Source organism: Acidovorax sp. SDU_ACID1, from assembly GCF_045291395.1.
Classification (GTDB): Bacteria; Pseudomonadota; Gammaproteobacteria; order Burkholderiales; family Burkholderiaceae_C; genus MR-S7.
In genome coordinates, this window is record NZ_CP152342.1 from 3988919 (window position 1) to 4011451 (window position 22533).

Below are 22533 nucleotides of genomic sequence, written 5' to 3' on the forward strand. Positions count from 1 at the left end.
GCATCATTGCGCGGGTGGCACCTGCCCGCGCAGCCACGCCATGAAACGGTCGCGCCACACCGAGCGCCTGCCGCGCGGCCACAGCAGCACGTAGGCACCCTGCCCGGCCATGCTGCCGTGCGGCGCGACGAGCCGCCCCTGCGCCAGCGCATCGGCCACCAGCGGCACCGGGGCCACAAGCGCGCCCAGGCCCGATTCGGCGGCCTGGATGGCCAGGAACCAGTGCTCGAACATCTGCGAGGGCGCAGCCGCCCGGCCCGCCACGCCGTCCGCCTGCGGGCAGGCCAGTACCCACTGGGCCCAGGCATCGGGCCGCGTGGCACTGTGCAGGCGCCGCACGGTGCGCGGCGCCTGCCGCCAGGCCGGCAGCAGCGCGGGCGCCAGCACCAGGGCCATGGGTTCGGGCATCAGCGGCGCCGTCTGCACCGCACGGCCCGGGGCGAAGTCGTCGCGGCGGATGGCCACGTCCGCGCCTTCGGCGCCGAAGTCCACCGGGCCGCCGCCCGCCTGGACGTGCACCACCACTTCCGGGTGCAGCGCCTGGAAGCCGCCCAGCCGGGGAATGAGCCAGCGCAGCGCCAGCGAGCGTTCGCACGACACCGCCAGCCGGTGCGCTCCCGCATCGGCGGCCGGCACGGCCACCGCCTGCCAGGCCGTGGCGAGCGCTTCGAGCGCCTGCGCCGTGGAGGCCGCCAGCACCAGGCCCGCGCGCGTGGGCGCGGCCTTGCGGCTGCCGCGCTCCAGCAGCCGCACGCCGGCCTTGGCCTCCAGCGCGCTGATGCGCTTGCTGACGGCGCCCTGCGTCAGCGCAAGCGCGTCGGCCGCGGCCCCGATGCCGCCGTGGCGTACCACGGCGTCGAACACGCGCAGGTCTTCGAGCGGCAGGCGCGGTGAAGTGGTGGGTTTCCTGTTTCTCATGGATGGCGGCAGCATTTCTCAACCTCGGCGGCGTCGGCTGCACGCACACTCACGGCCATCGACACCCCGCCCGAGGATAGCCACCATGCCCGACTTTCGCAGCGACACCGTCACCCAGCCCACGCCCGCCATGCGGCACGCCATGCTGCAGGCCCCGTTGGGCGACGACGTGTTCGGCGACGACCCGTCCGTGAACGCCCTGCAGGACCATGCCGCGCAGTTGCTCGGCTTCGAGGCCGCGCTGTTCGCGCCCACCGGCACGCAGACCAACCTGATCGCGCTCATGGGCCACTGCCAGCGCGGCGACGAGGCCATCGTGGGCCAGAGCTGGCACACCTACCGCTGGGAAGGCGGCGGCATGGCCGTGCTCGGCTCGATCCAGCCCCAGCCGGTGGAGACCCAGCCCGACGGCACGCTGCGCCCGGCCGACATCGCGGCCGCCATCAAGCCCGACGATCCGCACTTCGCGCGCTCGCGCCTCGTGGTGCTGGAGAACACCACGGGCGGCCAGCCCTGCCGCTGCCCTACATCGCCGAGGTTGCGCAGCTCGCGCGCTCGCGCGGCCTGGCACTGCACCTGGATGGCGCGCGCCTGTTCAACGCGGCCACGGCCCAGGCCGAAGCGGACGGCAGCGACGTGTACGAGGCGGCGCGCGCCATCTGCGCGCATTTCGACACCGCGTCGGTCTGCCTCTCCAAGGGGCTGGGCGCACCCGTAGGCTCGCTTCTGCTGGGCCCGCAGGCCTTCATCCGCCAGGCGCGGCGCACGCGCAAGATCCTGGGCGGCGGCATGCGCCAGGCGGGCCTGCTGGCCGCCGCCGGCCACCATGCGCTGCAGCACCACGTGCGGCGCATGGCCGACGACCACGCCCTGCTGCGCACGCTCGCGCAGGGCCTGGCCGAGGCGGGGCGCAGCCACCCGGCGCTGGCGGGCAAGCTGGCCGTAGCCTCGGCCCACACCAACATCCTGTTCTGCGACGTGCAGGCCGACGTGGCCCCGGCCTTCACGGCCTGGCTCGCGCAGCACGGAGTGCGCGTGACCGGCAGCCTCTACGGCGGCGCCACGCGCCTGCGCTGGGTCACGCACCTCGACGTGGGGCCGCAGGACGTGGCGCAGGCCTTGGACTGCACCCGGCGCTTCGCGCCGGCCTGAGCGGCGCGCCGCTCAGCCGGCGCGCGCGCGTAGCTGCGCGCGCCGAAGATGCCGCTGCCCACGCGCACCAGGGTACTGCCCGCAGCCACTGCGGCCTCCAGGTCGCCCGTCATGCCGAGGGACAGCGTGTCGAACTGCTCCAGCCCGGCCACGCCGCTGGCCTTGATCTGGTCGAAAACGGCTGCCGCCCTGTGGTGGAGAGCGCGCTGCGCTTCGAAATCAGGAGCATCATCGGGAATGCTCATGATGCCGCGCAGCACCAGGCGCGGCAGCCGGGCCACCGCCTCGGCCAACGCCAGCGCCTCGCCGGGCGCCACGCCGGACTTGGTGGGCCCGCCGTCCACGTTGACCTGCAGGCACACCATGAGCGGAGGCAGGTGCGCGGGGCGCTGCTCCGACAGGCGCTGCGCGATCTTGAGGCGGTCCACGGTGTGCGCCCAGTCGAAGTGCTCGGCCACCAGCCGCGTCTTGTTGCTCTGGATGGGGCCGATGCAATGCCACTGCAGCGGCCGGGGCAGCTGCATGTCCGCCACCACGGCCATTTTCTCCACGGCCTCCTGGATGTAGTTCTCGCCGAAGGCGCATTGGCCGGCGAGCGCCGCGTCGCGCACGGCCTCGGGTCCGAAGGTCTTGGAAACGGCCAGCAGCGCCACGGCATCCGCAGGGCGCCCGGCCGCCGCGCAGGCCCGCGCGATGCGGCTTTGCACGTGCTGGAGGTTGTTACCGATCGTCGTCATAATGTCCGCCCAAGCGTACCAAACGATTCGAGGGACCTTCCGTGGACATCACCCAACTGCTCGCCTTCAGCGTGAAAAACAAGGCGTCGGACCTGCACCTTTCCGCAGGCCTGCCGCCGATGATCCGGGTCCACGGGGATGTACGCCGCATCAATGTGGATGCGCTGGACCACAAGACCGTCCACGCCATGGTGTACGACATCATGAGCGATGCGCAGCGCAAGGCCTACGAGGAGTTCCTGGAAGTCGATTTCTCGTTCGAGATCGACGGCCTGGCGCGCTTTCGCGTCAACGCGTTCAACCAGAACCGCGGTGCGGCCGCCGTGTTCCGGACCATCCCGAGCAAGATCCTCACGCTGGAGCAGCTCAACGCGCCCAAGATCTTCGCCGACCTGTCCCTCAAGCCGCGCGGCCTGGTGCTGGTGACCGGCCCGACGGGCTCGGGCAAGTCCACTACGCTGGCAGCGATGATCAACCACCTCAACGAGACGGAGTACGGCCACATTCTCACCATCGAGGACCCGATCGAGTTCGTGCACGAGTCCAAGAAGTGCCTGGTGAACCAGCGCGAGGTGGGGCCGATGACGCTGTCGTTCGCCGCGGCGCTCAAGTCCGCGCTGCGCGAAGACCCGGATGCCATCCTCGTCGGCGAAATGCGCGACCTGGAGACCATCCGCCTGGCCATGACGGCGGCCGAGACAGGCCACCTGGTGTTCGGCACGCTGCACACGTCGAGCGCCGCCAAGACCATCGACCGGATCATCGATGTGTTCCCCGCCGAGGAAAAGGAAATGGTGCGGGCGATGCTGTCGGAGTCGCTCCAGGCCGTGATCTCGCAGACGCTGTGCAAGCTCAAGGACGGTTCCGGCCGCGTGGCGGCGCACGAGATCATGCTGGGCACCAGCGCCATCCGCAACCTGATCCGCGAGGCCAAGGTGGCACAGATGTATTCCACCATCCAGACGGGCAACAGCGCGGGCATGCAGACGCTGGACCAGAATCTCACCGAATTGGTGCGCCGCAACATCATCAGTCCCGCCGAAGCGCGCAGCAAGGCTAAGATTCCGGAGAACTTCCCCGGCTAGCCGCCTGCGGGTGCGGCCGGGCACCACGTCATCCTAGAAGCCACTGGCCTCGCAGTGGCCCAGCGATCGGAGCATTCCCATGAAAGGCATCCTCAGCCTGCTCAAGACCAAGGCCCGCAAGCCCAGCGAAGAGAGCCACGACTCGGTGTTCTTCACCACGGCCTTCGCCGGCCAGGGCGTGGACGAATCCCTGCTCGTGCCCTGGGAAGCGCGCGCGGTGGAGGTCGGCGCCAAGCGCCTGCCCAAGAGCCGCGGCGGCAAGCTGCTGCAGTCGCTGTGGGGCAAGGACAAGTACATGGCGCACCTGGACCAGGATGCCGTGGAGCGCATGGAGCGCTTTTTCGAGTTCGCCGCCATTCCGCCCAACCGCGACGTCATCCGCCAGGACGAATACGGCAACTTCATGGTGGTGCTGCTCACCGGCACCATCGCCGTGGACCGTGTGCAGCCCTGGGGCGAGCAGCTGCGGCTGGCCGAGACCCGCCCCGGCGACATCCTGGGGGAGATGTCGCTGCTCGACAGCGGCGTCCGGTTCTCCGCATGTACCACGCTCACCGACTGCGAGGTCGCCGTGCTGAGCGCCGAGGCCATGGACGAGATGATGTCCCAGGACCCCCAGCTGGCCGCCAGCCTGGTCGCATTGCTGGCACGCAAGCTCTCCCTGCGGCTGCGCGTGGTGAGTGCGCGGCTGAGTGAGAATCAACGCTGAACAGCGGCCCCATACACAAGGCGAGTCCACGGGAGGTACAGGGATGGAACGCGATCAGGCCAGTAAATTCATCAACGACCTGCTCAAGCTGATGGTCAGCCGGGGAGGGAGCGACCTGTTCATCACGGCGGACTTCCCTCCGGCCATCAAGGTGGACGGCAAGGTCACCAAGGTGTCGCCACAGCCGCTCACCCCCACGCACACCCTGACGCTGGCACGCTCGATCATGAGCGACAAGCAGGTGGCGGATTTCGAGCGCACCAAGGAATGCAATTTCGCCATCGCGCCCGCAGGCGTCGGGCGCTTCCGCGTCAACGCCTTCATCCAGCAAGGCCGCGTGGGCATGGTGCTGAGGACCATTCCGCTCACCCTGCCGACCATCGATGGCCTGGGCTTGCCGCAGGTGCTCAAGGAAATCACCATGACCAAGCGCGGCCTGTGCATCCTGGTCGGCGCCACGGGCTCGGGCAAGTCGACCTCCCTGGCCGCCATGGTGGACTGGCGCAACGAGCACTCGTTCGGCCACATCATCACGGTGGAGGACCCCATCGAGTTCGTGCATCCGCACAAGAACTGCGTCGTCACGCAGCGCGAGGTGGGCCTGGATACCGACAGCTGGGAAGCCGCGTTGAAGAACACACTGCGCCAGGCGCCCGACGTTATCCTGATGGGCGAGATCCGCGACCGCGAAACCATGGAGCACGCCGTGGCCTTCGCCGAAACCGGCCACCTGTGCCTGGCCACGCTGCACGCCAACAGTGCCAACCAGGCGCTGGACCGGATCATCAACTTCTTTCCCGAGGAACGCCGCGCGCAACTGCTCATGGACCTGTCGCTGAACCTGCGCGCCATGGTCTCGCAGCGCCTCCTTCCCAAGCAGGATGGCAAGGGCCGGGCCGCAGCGGTCGAGGTGATGCTCAACACGCCGCTGATCGCCGACCTGATCTTCAAGGGCGAGGTGGCCGAGATCAAGGAGATCATGAAGAAGAGCCGCAACCTCGGCATGCAGACTTTCGACCAGGCACTGTTCGATCTGTTCGAGGCGAATGTGGTCACCTACGAGGATGCCTTGCGCAACGCGGACTCGGTGAACGATCTGCGCCTGCAGATCAAGCTGAGCAGCCAACGCGCCAAGACCACGGACCTCGCCTCCGGCACCGAACACTTCGCCATCGTGTGACCGTACGCCGGCGCACGGTTGCAGCCCCCAGCCCGCCCACAGCGGCGGGTCGTTTTTTATTGGAGACCCACTAGACATGACCAGCAGCATCAATCCCCGCACCTACGAGCCGGCTCCCGCGCGCCGCGTGGCCTTCCTGGGCCTGGGCGTCATGGGCTATCCCATGGCAGGCCATCTGGCGCGCGCCGGCCATGCCGTGACCGTCTACAACCGCACGGCCGCCAAGTCGGAAGCATGGTGCGCCGAGTTCGCGGAAACCGGCAAGGTGCAGCACGCGAACACGCCCCGCGAGGCGGCGCAGGGCGCGGACATCGTCTTCTGCTGCGTGGGCAACGACGACGATCTGCGCTCCGTGGTGCTGGGCGCCGACGGCGCCTTTGCCGGCATGCAGCCCGGCGCCATCTTCGTGGACCACACCACGGCCTCCGCCGCCGTGGCACGCGAACTCGATACGGCAGCGAAGGCCCTGGGCCTGCAGTTCATCGATGCCCCGGTCTCCGGCGGGCAGGCCGGCGCCCAGAACGGACAGTTGACGGTGATGTGCGGAGGCAGCCAGCCGGCCTTCGACGCGGTGCGCCCCACTGCACTGGCCTTCTCCCGCGCCTTCACCCGCATCGGCGACAGTGGGGCCGGCCAGTTGGCCAAGATGGTGAACCAGATCTGCATCGCCGGACTGGTGCAGGGCCTGTCGGAAGCCATTGCGTTCGGCCAGCACGCCGGCCTGGACATGCCCCTGGTGCTTGACGTGATCAGCAAGGGTGCCGCCCAAAGCTGGCAGATGGAGAACCGGGGCAAGACCATGGTCGAAGGACGCTTCGACTTCGGGTTTGCCGTGGACTGGATGCGCAAGGATCTGGGCCTGGTGCTCGACGAAGCCAAGCGCAATGGCGCCCGCCTGCCGGTGACGGCGCTGGTGGACCAGTTCTACGCCGACGTGCAGCGTGCGGGCGGCAACCGGTGGGATACCTCGAGCCTCATCACCCGCCTCGCGACCAAGAAGGCCTGACCTCCATTGCAAGGGCACGGTGTGGCAGGCGCGCTCACGCGCAGCCTGCCTATTGCCCGCTCTGCTACTGCTGGGCAGCGGGATCCTGGGAGACGGGTGCCGGCTGCCGCACGGCTGCCCGGCTGAGCTCTTCCTCGGAAATCGTTTCAAAGACACGGACCACCTTGCGCACGCCGTTCACGCCCCGTGCGATCTCTGTCGCCCGCTTGGCCTCGCGCTCGGTCACACGCCCCATCAGGTAGACCACGTTCCGCTCGGTCACCACCTTGAACGCGTTGGCAGACAGGTCCTTGGCATCCACGAGGCTGGCACGCACCTTGCCGGTGATGAAGGTGTCGTTGGAGCGCTGGCTCAGCGTGGAGTTGGGCATCACGCCCAGGTCATTGACCACCGAGCGCACGTTCTCCACGCCCAGCGCGATCTGTTCCACCTTCTGCCCATCGGCGGCGGCCGGCACTTCGCCCGTCAGCAGCACCTGGCGGTTGTAGCTCGTGACGTTCACATGCACGTTGTCGCCCAGGGTCTCGCGGATGCGGCTGGCCGTGCGGAACTCGATCCCCTCGTCCTCCACCTGCGAGCCTGCGGTGCGCCGGTCGGTGGCGACCAGAGTGCCCATGACGGCGCCGCCCCCGATGACGAGCGGGGCGCATGCCGCCAAGCCGCCCGCCAACGTCACCGCGGCCAGCAACGCGCATGGAGTGCGCACGATCTGGAATGTCATAGAGGAATCTCCTGTTCTCCAAGTAATTGGGCATCCACCCCATCGCACAGGCAATGCAATACCAGGCTATGCACCTCCCGTACCCGCGCGGCGCGGTCATGCGGCACGCAGATCTGCACATCGGTTTCGTGCAGCAAGGAAGCCAAGCCCCGCTATCGCGGCCGCACAGGGCGACGACCGTCATGTCGCGCTCGTGGGCAGCCTGCACGGCATCCAGGATGGCAGGCTCATTGCCATCGGCGGTAATGGCCAGCAGCAGGTCACCCGCCTGGCCCAAGGCGCGGACCTGCCGTGCCAGGGCAGCGGTATCGGTGCCTGCCATCCATATCGCCTCGTGCGTGAGTGCCAGGGCGGCCAGTTCCGGCCGGTCCCGCTCGAAGCCGGATACGCACAGGGCGGCGAATTGCTGCGCCTGCGGGGCCGAGAGGCCGCAGCCGCATGCCAGGACCTTCGCTCCATTGGTCACGCAGGCCAGAATGGCCTGCACCGCGGCCTCGATCGGTTGGCTGAGAACCTGCGCCGCCTGGTATTTCAGGTCGGCACTGTCGATGAAATGCTGTTGGACACGTTGCTCAAGCATGAGCCGTGGATGATACCTGCGGGCACCCTGCCTTCTGTAGCAAACGGTAGGCGTACAGGCACTACCCTGCGTCGAAAGCGGCGCGCAGCCATTGCAAGGAACCATCCTCGATGGAGATCACGTCGAAGCGGCACGCCGGCGGGGAGGACCAACGCATCAGAAAGTACTGCGCCGCCCGCACGAGCCTCTGCTGCTTGACCCGTCCCACGCTACCTGCCGCACCGCCAAAGGCGGCCGTCGCACGGCTGCGCACCTCGACGAAGACCAATGTGCCGTCCCGTTCGCGCATGACAAGGTCAATTTCCCCTCCCCCCGGCCAGGCGTCCGATAATTGCGTTCGACCAGCAGCATGCCGGCGCTGATCAGGTACGCGAGCGCTTCGTCCTCTGCGTGCTGGCCCCGCTGCAGCGTGGTGTCCGCTTTGCGTCTCACACCGCCCGTATTGGTTTTTTTGCCGAGGAAACCCATTGTCCGCCTCCTTTTCCTCCGCCCTGAGTGCCGCACGTGAAGCGGCAGCATCCCAGCATTATCCGCAGGGAGCACTGTATGTCGTGGCCACGCCAATCGGCAACTTGGCCGACATCACTCTGCGGGCACTGCATGTCCTGCAGCTTGTAGATGCCATCGCATGCGAGGACACCCGCCATACACAGGCCCTGTTGCGCGCGTACGGCGTAGACAAGAGCCCGGAACAGTTGATCTCCGTGCACCAGCACAACGAAGCGCAGGCAGCACAAAAGGTGATTGAACGTCTGGGACGCGGAGAGAGGATCGCCTATGCAAGCGATGCCGGCACCCCGGGCATCAGCGACCCCGGAGCCCGCCTGGTGGCAGCAGTACACGCCGCCGGCATGCGCTGCATTCCGCTTCCGGGCGCCAGCAGTGTGACGTGCGCCATGAGTGTTGCCGGAGCCATCGCCGGCGCCTCCCACGACAATGGTTTCGTATTTGCCGGATTCCTGCCCGCCAAAGGCAGCGAGCGCGCCACCGCCCTGCAGCAGCTGGCCAGCGAACCACGGAGTGCCGTCCTGCTGGAGGCCCCGCATCGCATTGCCAGCCTGGCATCCGACCTGGCCGCGCTGGGTGCACGCCAAGTCACCCTGGCACGGGAACTCACCAAGCAATACGAAGAAATCGCCACGTGCCGTGCAGACGCACTAGCCGCATGGCTGGCGGCAGGTGCGCAGCGCGCCCGCGGAGAATTCGTGGTGATCGTGCATCCACTCGCGCATGCCACTCCCGCCATGGATGGCGAAGGACTGCGAGTGCTTCGGCTGTTGCTGGAGGCCTTGCCCGTGAAGACTGCCGTGCGCCTCGCAGCAGACATCACCCAAGAGCCCAGGAATGCGCTGTACCAGCAAGCACTGGCCCTGAAGCAGACAACTTCGCCATAGTTGCCAAGAAGCCTGCTGCCGGGCCATAGACAGGCACCTTCGGCCAAAATGCAAACGAACGAGACAAAAAAAGCCACGACAATGTCGTGGCTTTTTTCCTTATTGGTTGCGCGAGAAGGATTTGAACCTCCGACCTTTGGGTTATGAGCCCAACGAGCTACCAGACTGCTCCATCGCGCGGTAGAAAAGTATTATAGCCTATTTTTAGGCTGCAGCTTCCGCTTCGCCAGCAGAAACTTCGGAACGTTCAACCAATTCCACAAAAGCCATGGGCGCATTGTCGCCAACACGGAAACCCATCTTCAGGATGCGGGTGTAGCCGCCCGGGCGCGCCTTGAAGCGGGGGCCCAATTCATTGAAGAGCTTGGTCACGCTGTCACGGTCGCGCAGGCGATTGAAAGCCAGGCGGCGGTTCGCCACGGAGTCTTCCTTGGCCAGCGTGATCATGGGCTCGATCACCCGACGCAGTTCCTTGGCCTTGGGCAGTGTGGTCTTGATGGCCTCGTGCTCGATGAGCGAGTTCATCATGTTCTGCAGCATCGCGAGGCGGTGCGAGCTGGTGCGGTTCAGTTTACGGAGTCCGTGTCCGTGGCGCATGGTGCTTTTCCTTATCAGTCAATTAAAACGGGCAGCCGTATCAGGTACTGCCCGGAGCACTCTTCCTCTTGGAGAGGAAGCCAAAAATTATAACTCAGCGCTTATCCAGGCCGGCAGGCGGCCAGTTCTCGAGCTTCATGCCCAGCGTAAGACCGCGCGAAGCCAGCACTTCCTTGATCTCGTTGAGCGACTTGCGGCCCAGGTTCGGGGTCTTGAGCAGTTCGTTCTCGGTACGCTGGATCAAGTCGCCGATGTAGTAGATGTTCTCGGCCTTCAGGCAGTTCGCCGAACGAACCGTGAGCTCCAGCTCGTCCACAGGACGCAGCAGGATCGGGTCGAACGTCGCAGCCCCGCGGGAGCTGGCAGGAGCGTCAAACGCCGCCAGTTCACCCCCTTCGAGCTGTGCGAAGACCGCCAGCTGCTCCACCAGGATCTTGGCGGAGGCACGCACTGCGTCTTCGGCCGTGATGGCGCCATTGGTCTCGATCTCTACCACGAGCTTGTCCAGGTCGGTCCGCTGCTCGACACGGGCGCTCTCGACCGTGTAGCTCACACGCTTGACCGGGGAGAACGATGCATCCAGCACGATACGGCCGATCGACTTGGTGGATTCATCCCCATAGCGGCGCAGGTTGCCCGGCACGTAGCCGCGGCCCTTCTCCACCTTGATCTGCATGTCGAGCTTGCCGCCTGCGGACAGGGTGGCAATGACATGGTCGGGGTTCACGATTTCAACGTCGTGCGGTGTCTGGATATCGCGCGCCGTCACCACACCCTCGCCGTCCTTGCGCAGGCTCAGCGTAACCTCGTCACGGTTGTGCAGCTTGAACACAACCCCTTTGAGATTCAACAGGATGTTGACGACATCTTCCTGGACGCCATCGATCGACGAATATTCGTGCAAGACTCCCGCAATCGTCACTTCCGTTGCTGCGTACCCCACCATGGACGAGAGCAGTACACGGCGGATGGCATTGCCCAGCGTGTGGCCGTAACCGCGCTCAAAGGGCTCCAATGCGACCTTGGCGCGGTTGGGGCCAAGCTGCTCGACATTGATTGCCTTGGGTTTCAGCAAATTGGTTTGCATGCAGACTTCCTCTCAATACCCCCAGCTCGTTACACCGGTAAGGCTGGTGAAGCGCCTAAACCGCGATGCCTCGCGGTTCAGGGACGATTTCGGTTAACGTGTATCAGCTAGGCTTAGCGCGAATACAACTCAACGATCAGGGATTCGTTGATGTCTGCACCGAACTCATCGCGGTCCGGCGCCTTCTTGAAGACGCCCTCGACCTTGTCGGCGTTCACTTCCACCCATGCCGGGATGCCCACTTGCTGCGCCAGTTGCAGGGCTTCGACGATGCGCGCCTGCTTCTTGGACTTTTCGCGCACGGCCACCACATCGCCGTCCTTCACCAAGTAGGAGGCGATATTGACGGACTGGCCATTCACGGTGATGGCCTTGTGGGACACGAGCTGGCGCGCTTCGGCGCGCGTGGAGCCGAAGCCCATGCGGTAGACGACGTTGTCCAGGCGCGATTCCAGCAGCGACAGCAGGTTCGCACCGGTGTTGCCCTTGCGGCGCTCGGCAGCTTCGAAGTAACGGCGGAACTGCTTTTCCAGCACGCCGTACATGCGCTTCACCTTCTGCTTTTCGCGCAGTTGCAGACCGTAGTCGGACGTACGGGCGCCGGAGGTGCGGCCATGCTGGCCAGGCTTGGAATCGAACTTCGCCTTGTCCGCGATGGAGCGACGTGCGCTCTTGAGGAACAGGTCGGTGCCTTCACGGCGGGAGAGCTTGGCCTTGGGGCCGAGATAACGTGCCACGTGTATTTCCTTGTGTAATCAGCTGCCGCAGGAACCTGCGGGAGCCACCATCGCGCCAGGCGATCGGTGGCGGTGGGCTTCAGTGAAAAAAATCAGATGCGACGGCGCTTCTGGGGACGGCAGCCGTTGTGCGGGACAGGCGTCACGTCGGAAATGGACGTGATGCGGATGCCCAGTGCACCCAGAGCGCGCACCGAGGATTCGCGGCCAGGGCCAGGGCCCTTGATCTCGACATCCAGGTTCTTGATGCCTTGTTCGATGGCAGCGCGGCCCGCGACTTCCGATGCTACCTGGGCAGCGAAAGGCGTCGACTTGCGCGAACCCTTGAAGCCCTGGCCACCGGAAGAAGCCCAGGACAGCGCATTGCCCTGACGATCCGTGATCGTGATGATGGTGTTGTTGAAGGACGCATGCACGTGGGCGATGCCATCCGACACGTTCTTGCGAACCTTCTTGCGCACGCGCTGCGCGGCGTTATTGGCAGGAGACTTGGCCATATTGATCTTTCAATCCTTACTTCTTCAGTGCCGCCGCGCCCTTGCGCGGACCCTTGCGGGTGCGGGCATTGGTGCGCGTACGCTGACCGCGCATGGGCAGGCCACGACGGTGGCGGAAGCCGCGGTAGCAGCCGATGTCCATCAAGCGCTTGATGTTCATCGTCGTCTCACGACGAAGGTCACCTTCGATAGTGAACTGGGCGATCTGATCGCGGATCTTTTCCAGATCTGCGTCGGTCAGCTCCTTCACCTTCTTGGAATAGGCAATGCCGCATGCTTCGCAGATCTTGCGAGCACGGGTGCGCCCGATACCATAGATGGCCGTCAGGCCAATCTCGGCATGTTGATGGGGCGGGATGTTGATACCAGCGATACGTGCCATTTGCGTCCTCTAATCTTTCCCGATCAACCTTGGCGCTGCTTGTGGCGCTGATCCGTGCAGATCACGCGAACCACGCCCTTGCGGCGGATGATCTTGCAGTTACGGCAGATTTTCTTGACCGAAGCCGAAACCCTCATTGCATTCTCCTAAAACTATCCAATCGTTCCGGCCCACTGCACGGAACACAAAACATGTGCCCGCGATGGATCGAAGGGCATCAATAAACCGTACTTCTCTGGCGAACCCGCGACTATAGCGCATTCGCCAAAGAGGCGTCGGAATCAGGTACCTGGTGCCGCCTTGAAGTTCGCCTTCTTGAGCAGCGATTCGTACTGCTGCGACATCATGTAGTTCTGCACCTGGGCCATGAAGTCCATCGTCACCACCACGATGATCAGCAGCGAAGTGCCGCCGAAGTAGAACGGGACGTTGTACTTCAGGATCAGGAACTCCGGCAGCAGGCACACGAACGTGATGTAGATGGCCCCCGCCAGCGTCAGCCGGACCAGGATCTTGTCGATATAGCGCGCGGTGTGCTCCCCCGGGCGGATGCCAGGAATGAACGCCCCGCTCTTCTTCAGGTTGTCCGCCGTCTCCCGGCTGTTGAAGACCAGCGCGGTGTAGAAGAAGCAGAAGAAGACGATGGCTGCCGCGTAGAACATCACATAGACCGGCTGGCCAGGCGTCAACGCGCCCGAGATGTCACGCAGCCAGCGCATGGACTCCCCTGCGCTGAACCAGTTCACCACCGTGGCCGGCAGCAGGATGATGGACGACGCGAAGATCGGCGGAATCACCCCGGCCATATTGAGCTTCAGCGGCAGGTGGGACGACTGCCCACCATACACCTTGTTGCCCACCTGCCGGCGCGCATAGTTCACCAGGATCTTGCGCTGGCCACGCTCCACGAACACCACGAAATAGGTCACCAGCCCCACGACCAGCACGATGAAGATCGCTGCCAGGATGCTCATGGCCCCCGTGCGTACCAGTTCCAGCAAGCCGCCGATGGAACTCGGAAGACCCGCGGCGATGCCCGCGAAGATCAAGATCGAGATGCCGTTGCCCAGGCCGCGCTCGGTGATTTGCTCACCCAGCCACATCAGGAACATGGTGCCCGCCGTCAGGCTGACCACGGCCGTCATGCGGAACCCGAAGCCAGGGCTCAACACCAGGCCAGCGGAACTTTCCAAGGCCACTGCAATGCCCAGCGACTGGAAGATCGCCAGCGCCAGAGTGCCATAGCGCGTGTACTGGGTGATCTTGCGGCGGCCCGCCTCGCCTTCCTTCTTCAGTTGCTCGAACGTCGGGACGACGTAGGTCATCAGTTGCATGATGATCGATGCCGAGATGTACGGCATGATCCCCAGCGCGAAGACCGTGAAACGCGAGAGCGCCCCACCCGAGAACATGTTGAAGAGGTTCAGGATGCCGCCTTGCTGGCCACTGAACAACTGCTGCAACTGCGCCGGATCGATACCAGGCACGGGAATGTGCGCGCCCACGCGATAGACGACCAGCGCGAGCAGCAGGAAAACCAGCCGCCGACGCAGGTCGCCGAAACGACCCGTCTTCGCCAGTTGAGCTGCGTTAGTAGCCACGGGTGCCTTTCTTCAAAGCCGGATCAGGCCAAGCTGCCGCCAGCAGCCTCGATGGCTGCCTTGGCGCCAGCAGTGGCGGTGATGCCCGACAGCTTGACTGCCTTGGAGATCTCGCCGCTCTTGATCACCTTGACCACCTTGGCCAATTCGTTCACGAGGCCGGCCTTCTTCAGGGCGAGCACGTCCACTTCGGCCAGTTCCAACTGGTTCAGGGCTGTCAGCGTCACTTCGGCATTGAACTTCAGCAGGTGCGACTTGAATCCGCGCTTGGGCAGACGGCGCTGCAGAGGCATCTGGCCGCCTTCGAAGCCCACCTTGTGGTAGCCGCCGGAACGCGACTTCTGGCCCTTGTGGCCCCGGCCAGCGGTCTTACCCAGGCCCGAGCCAATGCCGCGACCGACACGGCGCTTGGCGTGCTTGGCACCTTCTGCGGGCTTGATGCTATTGAGTTCCATCATCAACCTCTCAGAGGATCTTGACCAGATAGCTGATCTTGTTAATCATGCCGCGCACTTCGGGCGTGTCCTGGAGCTCGCTCACGCTGTTGAGCTTGCGCAGGCCCAGGCCACGCACGGTGGCGCGGTGCGACTCCTTGGTGCCGATCGGGCTGCGCACCAATTGAATCTTGACGGTTTGTTGCGTTGTCATATCGCCTCCCTATCAGGCAGCGAAGAGGTCTTCGACCGTCTTGCCACGCTTGGCGGCCACTTCGGCCGGCGTAGTGGAATTGGCCAGGGCGTCGAACGTCGCACGAACCATGTTGTAGGGGTTGGACGACCCATGGCTCTTGGCCACGATGTCGGTAATGCCCATCACCTCGAACACGGCGCGCATCGGACCGCCGGCGATGATGCCGGTACCCTTGGGGGCCGGAGCCACCATCACCACAGCTGCGCCGTGGTGGCCGGTCACACCGTGGTGGATGGTGCCGTTCTTCAGGGACACCTTCACCATGTTGCGACGCGCTTCTTCCATTGCTTTCTGCACGGCTGCAGGCACTTCCTTGGACTTGCCCTTGCCCATGCCCACGCGGCCGTCACCGTCGCCGACCACCGTCAGTGCAGCGAAGCCGAGGATACGGCCGCCCTTCACGACTTTGGTCACGCGGTTGACCGCGATCATTTTTTCGCGCAGACCGTCGTCCTGGCCTTCGCTCTGCACCTTGGGTTGAAATTTAGCCATTTTTATCCGCTCCGCTTAGAACTGCAGGCCGGCTTCACGGGCCGCATCGGCCAGAGCCTTCACGCGACCGTGGTATGCAAAACCTGCGCGATCGAATGCAACCTTCTCGACACCGGCCGCCTTCGCCTTCTCAGCGATGCGCTTGCCGATGACCTGGGCCGCGGCGGCATTGCCCCCCTTGCCGGAGCCACCGAGCGACTTGCGCACATCGGCTTCGGCAGTGGAAGCGCTGGCCAGCACCTTGGTGCCGTCGCCGGAGATCACACTGGCGTAGATATGGAGGTTCGTACGGTTGACGGTCAGGCGCGCTACCTCTTGCTGGGCAATGCGGATGCGGGTCTGACGGGCACGACGAAGACGCTGCTCTTTCTTGGTCAACATGCTGCAGCTCCTTACTTCTTCTTGGTCTCTTTGATCACGACCTTCTCATCCGCGTAGCGGATGCCCTTGCCCTTGTAGGGCTCGGGAGGACGAACGGCGCGGATCTCGGCGGCCAGCTGGCCCACCACCTGGCGGTTCGCACCCTTGATCACGATCTCGGTCGGGGTCGGAGTGGCGACGGTGATGCCGGAGGGCATCTCGAAGTTCACGGGGTGCGAGAAACCGACGCTCAGGTTCAGCTTGGCGCCGGAGGCTGCCGCCTTGAAACCCACGCCGATCAGCGTGAGCTTCTTCTCGAAGCCCTTGCTGACGCCGACCACCATGTTGTTCACCAGCTGACGCACCGTGCCGCTCATGGCATTGGCTTCACGCGAGTCGTTGATGGGCTCGAAGCTCAGCTTGCCGTCGTTGCTGGACACCTTGACCAGCGCATTCTGGGCCAGCGACAGCGTGCCGCCTGCGCCCTTGACGCTGATCTGGTCGTCCTTGATGGACACATCCACGCCTGCGGGGATGGTCACCGGGGATTTACCTACTCGGGACATTTCAGTTTTCTCCTCAATGCCGCGTTAGGCCACGTAGCACAGCACTTCGCCGCCGACACCGGTAGCGCGCGCCTTGCGGTCGGTCATCACGCCCTTGGGGGTCGTGACGATCGCCACGCCCAGGCCGTTCATGACTTGCGGAATGGAATCGCGGCCCTTGTACACGCGCAGGCCAGGACGGCTCACGCGCTCGATGCGCTCGATCACCGGACGGCCGGCGTAGTACTTCAGGGCGATTTCGAGTTCAGACTTGCCGTCGGCGTTCTTCACTTCGAAGCCGTCGATGTAACCCTCGTCCTTCAGCACCTGCGCGATGGCAACCTTCACCTTGGAAGAAGGCACCGACACGGTGGCCTTGGACACCATTTGCGCGTTGCGGATGCGGGTCAGCAAGTCAGCGATGGGATCACTCATGCTCATGTTATCTCTCCTGCCTGCTTACCAGCTGGCCTTGGTGACACCAGGGATGTCACCGGCAAAAGCCAGTTCACGGATCTTGGCGCGGCCCAGACCGAATTGGCGGAAGGTGCCACGGGGACGGCCCGTGATCTCGCAGCGGTTGCGCTGGCGCGTGGGATTGGCGTTGCGCGGGAGCTTCTGCAGGCCCAGACGGGCTGCTTCGCGCTCTTCGTCGCTGCGCTTGGCGTCGCCAGCGATGGCCTTCAGTTCCGCGTACTTGGCGGCGTACTTGGCGGCCAGTTTTTCGCGCTTCAGTTCGCGCTGGATCAAAGCTACTTTAGCCATACGCTGCCTTTAGTTCTTGAACGGGAAACGGAAAGCCGTGAGGAGCGCCTTGGCTTCCTCGTCGGACTTGGCCGTCGTGGTGATGCTGATATTGAGACCGCGCAGGGCATCGACCTTGTCGTACTCAATTTCAGGGAAGATGATCTGTTCTTTGACGCCGATGTTGTAGTTGCCACGGCCGTCGAAAGCGCGGCCGGAGATACCACGGAAGTCGCGCACGCGGGGCAGAGCCACGGTAACGAAACGGTCCAGGAACTCGTACATCTGGACGCCACGCAGCGTCACCATGCAGCCGATGGCCTGGCCTTCGCGGATCTTGAAGCCGGCGATGGCTTTCTTGGCCTTGGTCACCACGGGCTTCTGGCCAGCGATCTTGGTCAGGTCGGCAACGGCGTTGTCCATGACCTTCTTGTCCGCCACGGCCTCGCTCACGCCCATGTTGAGCGTGATCTTGGTCAGACGGGGAACCTGCATTGGCGAGGTGTAGCCGAACTGCTTGACCAGTTCGGGAGCGATCTTGTCGCGGTAGATTTGTTGCAGTCGTGCCATGGGAACTCCTTAGGCGGCCTTGATTTCGGCGCCGCTGGACTTGAACACGCGAACGCGCGAACCGTCGGCCTGCACCTTGATGCCCACGCGGTCGGCCTTGCCGGTCGCGGCATTGAAGATGGCCACGTTGGACTGGTGGATGGGCATGGCCTTTTCCACGATGCCGCCGGTGGTGCCCTTCATGGGGTTCGGCTTGACGTGCTTCTTGACCAGGTTGATACCTTCGATGACCAGATGGGAGTCATCCCTGCGCAGCGCGACCGTGCCGCGCTTGCCCTTGTCACGCCCGGCGATCACGATGACCTCGTCGCCCTTGCGGATCTTGTTCATGGCGTGTCCTTTTAGAGAACTTCAGGAGCCAGGGACACGATCTTCATGAAGCGCTCGGTACGCAGTTCACGCGTCACGGGCCCGAAGATGCGGGTGCCAATCGGCTCCAGCTTGGAGTTGAGCAGCACGGCGGCATTGCCGTCGAACTTGACGAGCGAGCCGTCGCCGCGGCGGATGCCCTTGGCCGTACGAACGACCACGGCGCTGTAGACCTCGCCCTTCTTGACGCGGCCACGCGGAGCAGCTTCCTTCACGCTCACCTTGATGATGTCGCCAACGCTGGCATAGCGACGCTTGGAACCGCCCAGCACCTTGATGCACAGGACGGACTTCGCGCCGGTATTGTCGGCAACGTCTAACCGAGATTCTGTCTGGATCATTTCAATATTCCCAACTTGTACCAGCGGCCGGAGCCTTGAAGAGCCCCCGCATGCCAGTCAGTCTTGGGCCCGTCGTCCGCGCCGCAAACCACTTGCGATGCTTCCCGCTGGGCAGAAACTCCGCGCTTGAATAACGCGAAGCCGTCTATTGTTGCCGAACTCGATAAACGCGTCAAGCGCTTTTTAGGCCGGAACGCTCGCGTACTGTTGCGCCAGCGCCAGGAACGCGGCCAACTGCGGGTCATGGCCCGGTAATTCCTCGACGAGGATTTCCGCCACGCGGGGGGCCAGGGATGCGGCAAGGCGTGCGTCCAAGAACAGAATGCGGGCACGCCGGGCCAGTACATCTTCCACCGTGCGCGCGTATTCGTACCGAGCGGCGAACCGCACCATGGCCTCGGTCAGACCCGGGGCCAGCGCCACGTCCGCCCCCGGCAGGCGGGCGACGGCATGCGCCTCCGATCCGTAGGAGTGCAGCCCCTGGGGTGCGCTCAGGCCCTGCCCGCCCTTGCGGCCGTCGGCGCCTACCATGGGCAAGGCCACGGTCACGCCGCCCGGGCGCGAGGGCAGCAGGTGCTCGTCCATGCATTTGCGCAGCACGTCCTCGGCCATGGCACGGTAGGTGGTCCACTTGCCGCCCGTGACCGTCACCAGCCCGCTGCGGCTGGCCAGCACGGTGTGCTCCCGGCTGATGCTCTTGGTGTTGCCGCCGTCCTCGTCCTGCGGCTTGACGAGAGGGCGCAGGCCCACCCAGATGCTGCGCACGTCCTCCACGCGCGGCGCGCGGCGCAGGTAGCGCGCGGACTCGCCGAGGATGAAGGCCACTTCCTCCCGCATGGCCTGGGGCTCGCGCGCCAGGTCCTGGCGCGGGCTGTCGGTCGTGCCCAAGATGAGCTTGCCCAGCCACGGCACCGCGAAGAGCACCCGGCCGTCGGCCGTCTTGGGCACCATCAGGGCATGGTCGGAGGGCAGGAACTCGCGGTCCACCACGATGTGCACGCCCTGGCTGGGCGCCACCATGGGCTTGACGTTCAGGCCCTGGGCCTGGCCGTCGCGCTGGCGCAGGCCGTCCACCCAGACGCCCGTGGCGTTGATGACACAGCGGGCCCATACATCGAAGCGGCGGGAGGTTTCCGCGTCCTCGCAGACCAGCCCGGCCACTTTGCCGCCCTCGTAGAGCAGATCGGCCACCGGGCAATAGTTGAGCACCAGCGCGCCTTGGCGTGCCGCCGTGCGTGCCAGGGCCAGGGCCAGGCGGGCGTCGTCGAATTGCCCGTCCCAATACTTCACTCCGCCCTTGAGCCCGTCCGCCATGGCGGTGGGCAGGCAGCGTAGGGTTTCCATGCGCCCGAGAAATTCGGTCGGCCCCAGGCCGGCCTTGCCCGCCAGCGCGTCGTACATCTTCAGGCCTGCGCCGTAGAACGGCGTTTCCCACAGCTTGTAGGACGGCATGACGAAGGCCAGCGGCTGCGCCAGGTGCGGCGCGTTGCGCAGCAGCGTGGTGCGCTCGTGCAGCGCCTCGCGCACCAGGGCGATGTTGCCCTGCGCCAAGTAGCGCACGCCGCCGTGCACCAGCTTGGTGGCGCGCGACGAGGTGCCCTTGGCGAAGTCGTGCGACTCCAGCAGGACGACCGAGAACCCGCGCGCGGCTGCGTCCAGCGCCACGCCCAGTCCCGTGGCGCCGCCGCCGATGACGGCCACGTCATAGGTCACGGGCTGCGCCAGCCGCGCCAGGAGTTCGGCGCGCTCGGTGGCCAGGGGAGAAGGCGTTTCGCTAGTCATAAGAGTCCATTGTCCACAATCCGGAGGGGGATTTCAGGGTTTACCCTAGATTCCCCTCCGGGAGCCGCCCGGGGATCAGCGCACCTTGCCTTCCTTCCAGGCTTGCAGCAGGCGGTCGTAGGCGATGGTTTCACCCTTCGGCTTTTCGTTGGCCAGCTTCTTCCAGGGCGCGTGCTTGTCGCTCAGCCACTTGGCGGGATCGCCCTTGGGGTTGAGCTTGGGCGCGCAGTGCTCCATGCCGGCGCGCTGCAGGCGGGCCATGACCTGGTCCATCTCGTCGGCCAGCGTGTCCATGGCGGCCTGGGGCGTCTTCTCGCCGGTGACGGCCTGGGCCACGTTCTTCCACCAGAGCTGGGCCAGCTTGGGGTAGTCGGGCACGTTGGTGCCGGTGGGCGACCAGGCGACGCGCGCAGGGCTGCGGTAGAACTCGACCAGGCCGCCGAGCTTGGGCGCGGCGTCGGTCATGGCCTTGGACTGGATGTCGCTCTCGCGGATCGGCGTCAGGCCCACCAGCGTCTTCTTGAGCGAGGTGGTCTTGGCGGTCACGAACTGGGCGTACAGCCATGCGGCGGCCGTCTTGTTGGCGTCGTGGCCCTTGAAGAAGGACCAGGAGCCCACGTCCTGGTAGCCGTTCTGCATGCCCTGCTTCCAGTACGGGCCGTTGGGGCCGGGGGCCATGCGCCACTTGGGGCTGCCATCGGCGTTCACCACGGGCAGGCCGGGCTTGGTCATGTCGGCGGTGAAGGCGGTGTACCAGAAGATCTGCTGCGCGATCTGGCCCTGGGCAGGCACGGGGCCGGCTTCGCCGAAGGTCATGCCCATGGCTTCCTTGGGCGCGTACTTCTTCATCCAGTCCACGTACTTGGTGAGCGCGTAGACGGCGGCGGGCGAGTTGGTGGCGCCGCCACGGGCCACGCTGGCGCCCACGGGGGTGCACTTGTCGTCGGCCACGCGGATGCCCCATTCGTCGATGGGCAGGCCGTTGGGCGCGCCGATGTCGGCGGAACCGGCCATCGAGAGCCACGCATCGGTGAAGCGCCAGCCCAGCGACGGGTCCTTCTTGCCATAGTCCATGTGGCCGTAGATGGGCTTGCCGTCGATGTTCTTCACGTCGTTGGTGAAGAACTCGGCGATGTCCTCATACGCGCTCCAGTTCAGCGGCACGCCCAGGTCGTAGCCGTACTTGGCCTTGAACTTGTCCTTGATGTCCTTGCGGTCGAACAGGTCGGCGCGGAACCAGTACAGGTTGGCGAACTGCTGGTCGGGCAGTTGGTAGAGCTTGCCGTCGGGCGCGGTGGTGAACTTGATGCCGATGAAGTCGTTGATGTCCAGGCCAGGGTTGGTCCACTCCTTGCCGGCGCCTGCCATGTAGTCGGTCAGGTTCATCATCTTGCCGTAGCGGTAGTGCGTGCCGATCAGGTCGGAGTCGCTGATCCAGCCGTCGTAGATGGACTTGCCCGACTGCATCGATGTTTGCAGCTTCTCGACCACGTCGCCTTCCTGGATCAGGTCGTGCTTGACGGTGATGCCGGTGATCTCGCTGAACGCCTTGGCCAGCGTCTTGGATTCGTATTCGTGCGTGGTGATGGTTTCGGACACCACGGAAATCTCCTTCACGCCCTTGGCCTGCAGTTTCTTGGCCGCGTCGATGAACCACTTCATCTCGGCCATCTGCTGGTCCTTGGACAGCGTGGAGGGCTGGAACTCGCTGTCGATCCACTTCTTGGCTTCGGCCTCGCCGGCCCAAGCGGCCTGCCCCAACGCCAGGGCCGCGGCGGCGAATGCTATTTGCCTGAACTGCATCTTCATTGCTGTCTCCTCATAGGACTCCCCCACCTTCATTGGGACGCCGACCTCGGGGGAGGAACGGTCCAGCGCCATGGAATTTTCAAATTTGATAGCTGCTTGCGCTTGCCACATAAGCGCTAGAGCCGCTTTTCACCCTTTTTCATCACCAGCGCCAGCACCACCATGGACAGCACGAAGCTGATCCACACCGAGGGCTCCGCCTCCAGCGAGAACCACTGCACCATCTTCTCGCCCAGCCCCACCCAGGCGAGGTTGATGTAGGCCGCGGTGAGCAGGCCGATGAACAGGCGGTCGCCGCGCGTGGTGGCGATGGGCAGGAAACCCTTGCGCTCCACCGTGGGACATTTGATTTCCCACACCGTCATGCCGATGAGCATGAGCACGATGCAGGTGAAGAACACGGCCACGGGCGTGGTCCAGGCCATCCAGTCGAACATGGCGCTTCTCC

General features: G+C 64.9%; 27 protein-coding genes, 1 tRNA gene and 4 pseudogenes. 6 read left to right on the forward strand and 26 right to left on the reverse strand.

Going from position 1 to position 22533, the window contains the following annotated elements:
- Positions 1-3: 3 nt before the first annotated feature.
- Entirely contained in the window at positions 4-918 is a 915-nt protein-coding gene (locus AAG689_RS19520; RefSeq protein WP_406623401.1) for a LysR family transcriptional regulator, read from the reverse strand.
- Positions 919-1003: 85 nt separating this feature from the next.
- Here AAG689_RS19520 and ltaE point away from each other — a divergent pair.
- Positions 1004-2070 (forward strand): annotated as a pseudogene (ltaE, locus tag AAG689_RS19525) (low-specificity L-threonine aldolase).
- A 26-nt stretch (positions 2071-2096) separates the two neighbouring features.
- On the opposite strand, the pseudogene AAG689_RS19530 reads toward ltaE, so the two are convergent.
- A pseudogene (locus AAG689_RS19530) lies at positions 2097-2807 on the reverse strand (YggS family pyridoxal phosphate-dependent enzyme); the annotation flags it as partial.
- Positions 2808-2848: 41 nt separating this feature from the next.
- Between AAG689_RS19530 and AAG689_RS19535 the strand changes: the two are divergent.
- The 4 genes from AAG689_RS19535 (at position 2849) to AAG689_RS19550 (ending at position 6787) form a co-directional block, all read left to right on the forward strand.
- Positions 2849-3892: a type IV pilus twitching motility protein PilT gene (locus tag AAG689_RS19535; protein WP_020228894.1), complete on the forward strand. Its 1044-nt coding sequence runs from the start codon at positions 2849-2851 to the stop codon at positions 3890-3892.
- Positions 3893-3971: 79 nt separating this feature from the next.
- Positions 3972-4601, forward strand: a complete 630-nt coding sequence (locus tag AAG689_RS19540) for a cyclic nucleotide-binding domain-containing protein (RefSeq protein WP_406623402.1) — start codon at positions 3972-3974, stop codon at positions 4599-4601.
- Positions 4602-4644: 43 nt separating this feature from the next.
- Entirely contained in the window at positions 4645-5781 is a 1137-nt protein-coding gene (locus AAG689_RS19545) for a PilT/PilU family type 4a pilus ATPase (protein ID WP_020228892.1), read from the forward strand.
- Between the two features lie 76 nt (positions 5782-5857).
- Positions 5858-6787 carry an NAD(P)-dependent oxidoreductase gene (locus tag AAG689_RS19550; protein ID WP_406623403.1) on the forward strand — a complete coding sequence of 310 codons (930 nt, stop codon included), beginning with the start codon at positions 5858-5860 and terminating at the stop codon, positions 6785-6787.
- Between the two features lie 64 nt (positions 6788-6851).
- Here AAG689_RS19550 and AAG689_RS19555 read toward each other — a convergent pair whose 3' ends face one another.
- From AAG689_RS19555 to AAG689_RS19565, 3 genes and pseudogenes are all read right to left on the reverse strand, one after another.
- The gene (locus AAG689_RS19555; protein ID WP_406623404.1) at positions 6852-7508 is read right to left on the reverse strand and encodes a BON domain-containing protein; all 657 of its coding nucleotides are present in this window, start codon (positions 7506-7508) and stop codon (positions 6852-6854) included.
- Positions 7505-8088 (reverse strand): annotated as a pseudogene (locus AAG689_RS19560) (SIS domain-containing protein). The gene AAG689_RS19555 and the pseudogene AAG689_RS19560 overlap by 4 nt, the downstream one beginning before the upstream one ends.
- A gap of 61 nt (positions 8089-8149) precedes the next feature.
- Positions 8150-8556 (reverse strand): annotated as a pseudogene (locus AAG689_RS19565) (YraN family protein).
- Between AAG689_RS19565 and rsmI the strand changes: the two are divergent.
- Positions 8556-9482, forward strand: coding sequence for a 16S rRNA (cytidine(1402)-2'-O)-methyltransferase (gene rsmI / locus AAG689_RS19570; RefSeq protein WP_406623405.1), 927 nt, complete (start codon positions 8556-8558; stop codon positions 9480-9482). The pseudogene AAG689_RS19565 and the gene rsmI sit on opposite strands and share 1 nt — an antisense overlap.
- 103 nt (positions 9483-9585) lie before the next feature.
- Here the strand turns inward: rsmI and AAG689_RS19575 are convergent.
- From AAG689_RS19575 to AAG689_RS19675, 21 genes are all read right to left on the reverse strand, one after another.
- Positions 9586-9662 (reverse strand) — tRNA-Met (locus AAG689_RS19575).
- A 24-nt stretch (positions 9663-9686) separates the two neighbouring features.
- Positions 9687-10079, reverse strand: coding sequence for a 50S ribosomal protein L17 (gene rplQ, locus AAG689_RS19580; protein ID WP_406623406.1), 393 nt, complete (start codon positions 10077-10079; stop codon positions 9687-9689).
- Between the two features lie 94 nt (positions 10080-10173).
- Positions 10174-11166, reverse strand: coding sequence for a DNA-directed RNA polymerase subunit alpha (locus tag AAG689_RS19585; RefSeq protein ID WP_020227964.1), 993 nt, complete (start codon positions 11164-11166; stop codon positions 10174-10176).
- A gap of 113 nt (positions 11167-11279) precedes the next feature.
- Positions 11280-11903, reverse strand: a complete 624-nt coding sequence (gene rpsD, locus AAG689_RS19590; protein WP_020227963.1) for a 30S ribosomal protein S4 — start codon at positions 11901-11903, stop codon at positions 11280-11282.
- 92 nt (positions 11904-11995) lie between these two features.
- Entirely contained in the window at positions 11996-12400 is a 405-nt protein-coding gene (rpsK, locus tag AAG689_RS19595; RefSeq protein ID WP_011793799.1) for a 30S ribosomal protein S11, read from the reverse strand.
- A 16-nt stretch (positions 12401-12416) separates the two neighbouring features.
- Positions 12417-12782: a 30S ribosomal protein S13 gene (rpsM, locus tag AAG689_RS19600; RefSeq protein WP_020227961.1), complete on the reverse strand. Its 366-nt coding sequence runs from the start codon at positions 12780-12782 to the stop codon at positions 12417-12419.
- 23 nt (positions 12783-12805) lie between these two features.
- On the reverse strand, positions 12806-12919 hold the full coding sequence (rpmJ, locus tag AAG689_RS19605; protein ID WP_003050535.1) for a 50S ribosomal protein L36: 114 nt from the start codon (positions 12917-12919) through the stop codon (positions 12806-12808).
- 144 nt (positions 12920-13063) lie between these two features.
- Positions 13064-14383 carry a preprotein translocase subunit SecY gene (secY, locus tag AAG689_RS19610; RefSeq protein ID WP_406623407.1) on the reverse strand — a complete coding sequence of 440 codons (1320 nt, stop codon included), beginning with the start codon at positions 14381-14383 and terminating at the stop codon, positions 13064-13066.
- Between the two features lie 23 nt (positions 14384-14406).
- The gene (rplO, locus tag AAG689_RS19615) at positions 14407-14838 is read right to left on the reverse strand and encodes a 50S ribosomal protein L15 (protein ID WP_024001164.1); all 432 of its coding nucleotides are present in this window, start codon (positions 14836-14838) and stop codon (positions 14407-14409) included.
- A gap of 10 nt (positions 14839-14848) precedes the next feature.
- The gene (gene rpmD / locus AAG689_RS19620) at positions 14849-15031 is read right to left on the reverse strand and encodes a 50S ribosomal protein L30 (RefSeq protein WP_024001163.1); all 183 of its coding nucleotides are present in this window, start codon (positions 15029-15031) and stop codon (positions 14849-14851) included.
- Positions 15032-15043: 12 nt separating this feature from the next.
- Entirely contained in the window at positions 15044-15565 is a 522-nt protein-coding gene (gene rpsE, locus AAG689_RS19625; protein WP_406623408.1) for a 30S ribosomal protein S5, read from the reverse strand.
- A 15-nt stretch (positions 15566-15580) separates the two neighbouring features.
- Complete coding sequence (gene rplR / locus AAG689_RS19630) at positions 15581-15946, reverse strand: 50S ribosomal protein L18 (protein WP_020227956.1); 366 nt, start codon at positions 15944-15946, stop codon at positions 15581-15583.
- An 11-nt stretch (positions 15947-15957) separates the two neighbouring features.
- On the reverse strand, positions 15958-16491 hold the full coding sequence (rplF, locus tag AAG689_RS19635) for a 50S ribosomal protein L6 (protein ID WP_406623409.1): 534 nt from the start codon (positions 16489-16491) through the stop codon (positions 15958-15960).
- Positions 16492-16515: 24 nt separating this feature from the next.
- Positions 16516-16911 carry a 30S ribosomal protein S8 gene (gene rpsH, locus AAG689_RS19640; protein ID WP_020227954.1) on the reverse strand — a complete coding sequence of 132 codons (396 nt, stop codon included), beginning with the start codon at positions 16909-16911 and terminating at the stop codon, positions 16516-16518.
- An 18-nt stretch (positions 16912-16929) separates the two neighbouring features.
- Complete coding sequence (gene rpsN / locus AAG689_RS19645) at positions 16930-17235, reverse strand: 30S ribosomal protein S14 (protein WP_011803856.1); 306 nt, start codon at positions 17233-17235, stop codon at positions 16930-16932.
- A 9-nt stretch (positions 17236-17244) separates the two neighbouring features.
- Positions 17245-17784: a 50S ribosomal protein L5 gene (gene rplE / locus AAG689_RS19650; protein ID WP_020227952.1), complete on the reverse strand. Its 540-nt coding sequence runs from the start codon at positions 17782-17784 to the stop codon at positions 17245-17247.
- Between the two features lie 9 nt (positions 17785-17793).
- Positions 17794-18114: a 50S ribosomal protein L24 gene (gene rplX / locus AAG689_RS19655; RefSeq protein WP_406623410.1), complete on the reverse strand. Its 321-nt coding sequence runs from the start codon at positions 18112-18114 to the stop codon at positions 17794-17796.
- An 11-nt stretch (positions 18115-18125) separates the two neighbouring features.
- Complete coding sequence (gene rplN, locus AAG689_RS19660; protein ID WP_011803853.1) at positions 18126-18494, reverse strand: 50S ribosomal protein L14; 369 nt, start codon at positions 18492-18494, stop codon at positions 18126-18128.
- A 183-nt stretch (positions 18495-18677) separates the two neighbouring features.
- Complete coding sequence (locus AAG689_RS19665; RefSeq protein ID WP_406623411.1) at positions 18678-20276, reverse strand: FAD-dependent oxidoreductase; 1599 nt, start codon at positions 20274-20276, stop codon at positions 18678-18680.
- A gap of 75 nt (positions 20277-20351) precedes the next feature.
- The gene (locus tag AAG689_RS19670; protein WP_020227949.1) at positions 20352-22085 is read right to left on the reverse strand and encodes an ABC transporter substrate-binding protein; all 1734 of its coding nucleotides are present in this window, start codon (positions 22083-22085) and stop codon (positions 20352-20354) included.
- A gap of 116 nt (positions 22086-22201) precedes the next feature.
- Positions 22202-22522, reverse strand: a complete 321-nt coding sequence (locus AAG689_RS19675) for a DUF2160 domain-containing protein (RefSeq protein WP_406623412.1) — start codon at positions 22520-22522, stop codon at positions 22202-22204.
- Positions 22523-22533: the final 11 nt, after the last annotated feature.

Bases quoted from the DNA above. Each gene is read 5' to 3' on its own strand.
- AAG689_RS19670 (WP_020227949.1), bottom strand. From the start codon at position 22,085: ATGAAGATGCAGTTCAGGCAAATAGCATTCGCCGCCGCGGCCCTGGCG.
- rpsK (WP_011793799.1), bottom strand. From the start codon at position 12,400: ATGGCCAAGTCTCCTGCCAATAACGCCGCGCAGCGCGTGCGCAAGAAG.
- rplX (WP_406623410.1), bottom strand. From the start codon at position 18,114: ATGAACAAGATCCGCAAGGGCGACGAGGTCATCGTGATCGCCGGGCGT.
- rpsN (WP_011803856.1), bottom strand. From the start codon at position 17,235: ATGGCTAAAGTAGCTTTGATCCAGCGCGAACTGAAGCGCGAAAAACTG.
- rpsE (WP_406623408.1), bottom strand. From the start codon at position 15,565: ATGGCTAAATTTCAACCCAAGGTGCAGAGCGAAGGCCAGGACGACGGT.
- rplO (WP_024001164.1), bottom strand. From the start codon at position 14,838: ATGGAACTCAATAGCATCAAGCCCGCAGAAGGTGCCAAGCACGCCAAG.
- rpsH (WP_020227954.1), bottom strand. From the start codon at position 16,911: ATGAGCATGAGTGATCCCATCGCTGACTTGCTGACCCGCATCCGCAAC.
- rpmD (WP_024001163.1), bottom strand. From the start codon at position 15,031: ATGACAACGCAACAAACCGTCAAGATTCAATTGGTGCGCAGCCCGATC.
- rplN (WP_011803853.1), bottom strand. From the start codon at position 18,494: ATGATCCAGACAGAATCTCGGTTAGACGTTGCCGACAATACCGGCGCG.
- AAG689_RS19675 (WP_406623412.1), bottom strand. From the start codon at position 22,522: ATGTTCGACTGGATGGCCTGGACCACGCCCGTGGCCGTGTTCTTCACC.
- rpmJ (WP_003050535.1), bottom strand. From the start codon at position 12,919: ATGAGGGTTTCGGCTTCGGTCAAGAAAATCTGCCGTAACTGCAAGATC.
- rpsM (WP_020227961.1), bottom strand. From the start codon at position 12,782: ATGGCACGTATCGCTGGTATCAACATCCCGCCCCATCAACATGCCGAG.
- rplQ (WP_406623406.1), bottom strand. From the start codon at position 10,079: ATGCGCCACGGACACGGACTCCGTAAACTGAACCGCACCAGCTCGCAC.
- AAG689_RS19545 (WP_020228892.1), top strand. From the start codon at position 4,645: ATGGAACGCGATCAGGCCAGTAAATTCATCAACGACCTGCTCAAGCTG.
- rplF (WP_406623409.1), bottom strand. From the start codon at position 16,491: ATGTCCCGAGTAGGTAAATCCCCGGTGACCATCCCCGCAGGCGTGGAT.
- AAG689_RS19585 (WP_020227964.1), bottom strand. From the start codon at position 11,166: ATGCAAACCAATTTGCTGAAACCCAAGGCAATCAATGTCGAGCAGCTT.
- AAG689_RS19520 (WP_406623401.1), bottom strand. From the start codon at position 918: ATGAGAAACAGGAAACCCACCACTTCACCGCGCCTGCCGCTCGAAGAC.
- rplR (WP_020227956.1), bottom strand. From the start codon at position 15,946: ATGTTGACCAAGAAAGAGCAGCGTCTTCGTCGTGCCCGTCAGACCCGC.
- AAG689_RS19550 (WP_406623403.1), top strand. From the start codon at position 5,858: ATGACCAGCAGCATCAATCCCCGCACCTACGAGCCGGCTCCCGCGCGC.
- AAG689_RS19555 (WP_406623404.1), bottom strand. From the start codon at position 7,508: ATGACATTCCAGATCGTGCGCACTCCATGCGCGTTGCTGGCCGCGGTG.
- rplE (WP_020227952.1), bottom strand. From the start codon at position 17,784: ATGGCACGACTGCAACAAATCTACCGCGACAAGATCGCTCCCGAACTG.
- AAG689_RS19665 (WP_406623411.1), bottom strand. From the start codon at position 20,276: ATGACTAGCGAAACGCCTTCTCCCCTGGCCACCGAGCGCGCCGAACTC.
- AAG689_RS19540 (WP_406623402.1), top strand. From the start codon at position 3,972: ATGAAAGGCATCCTCAGCCTGCTCAAGACCAAGGCCCGCAAGCCCAGC.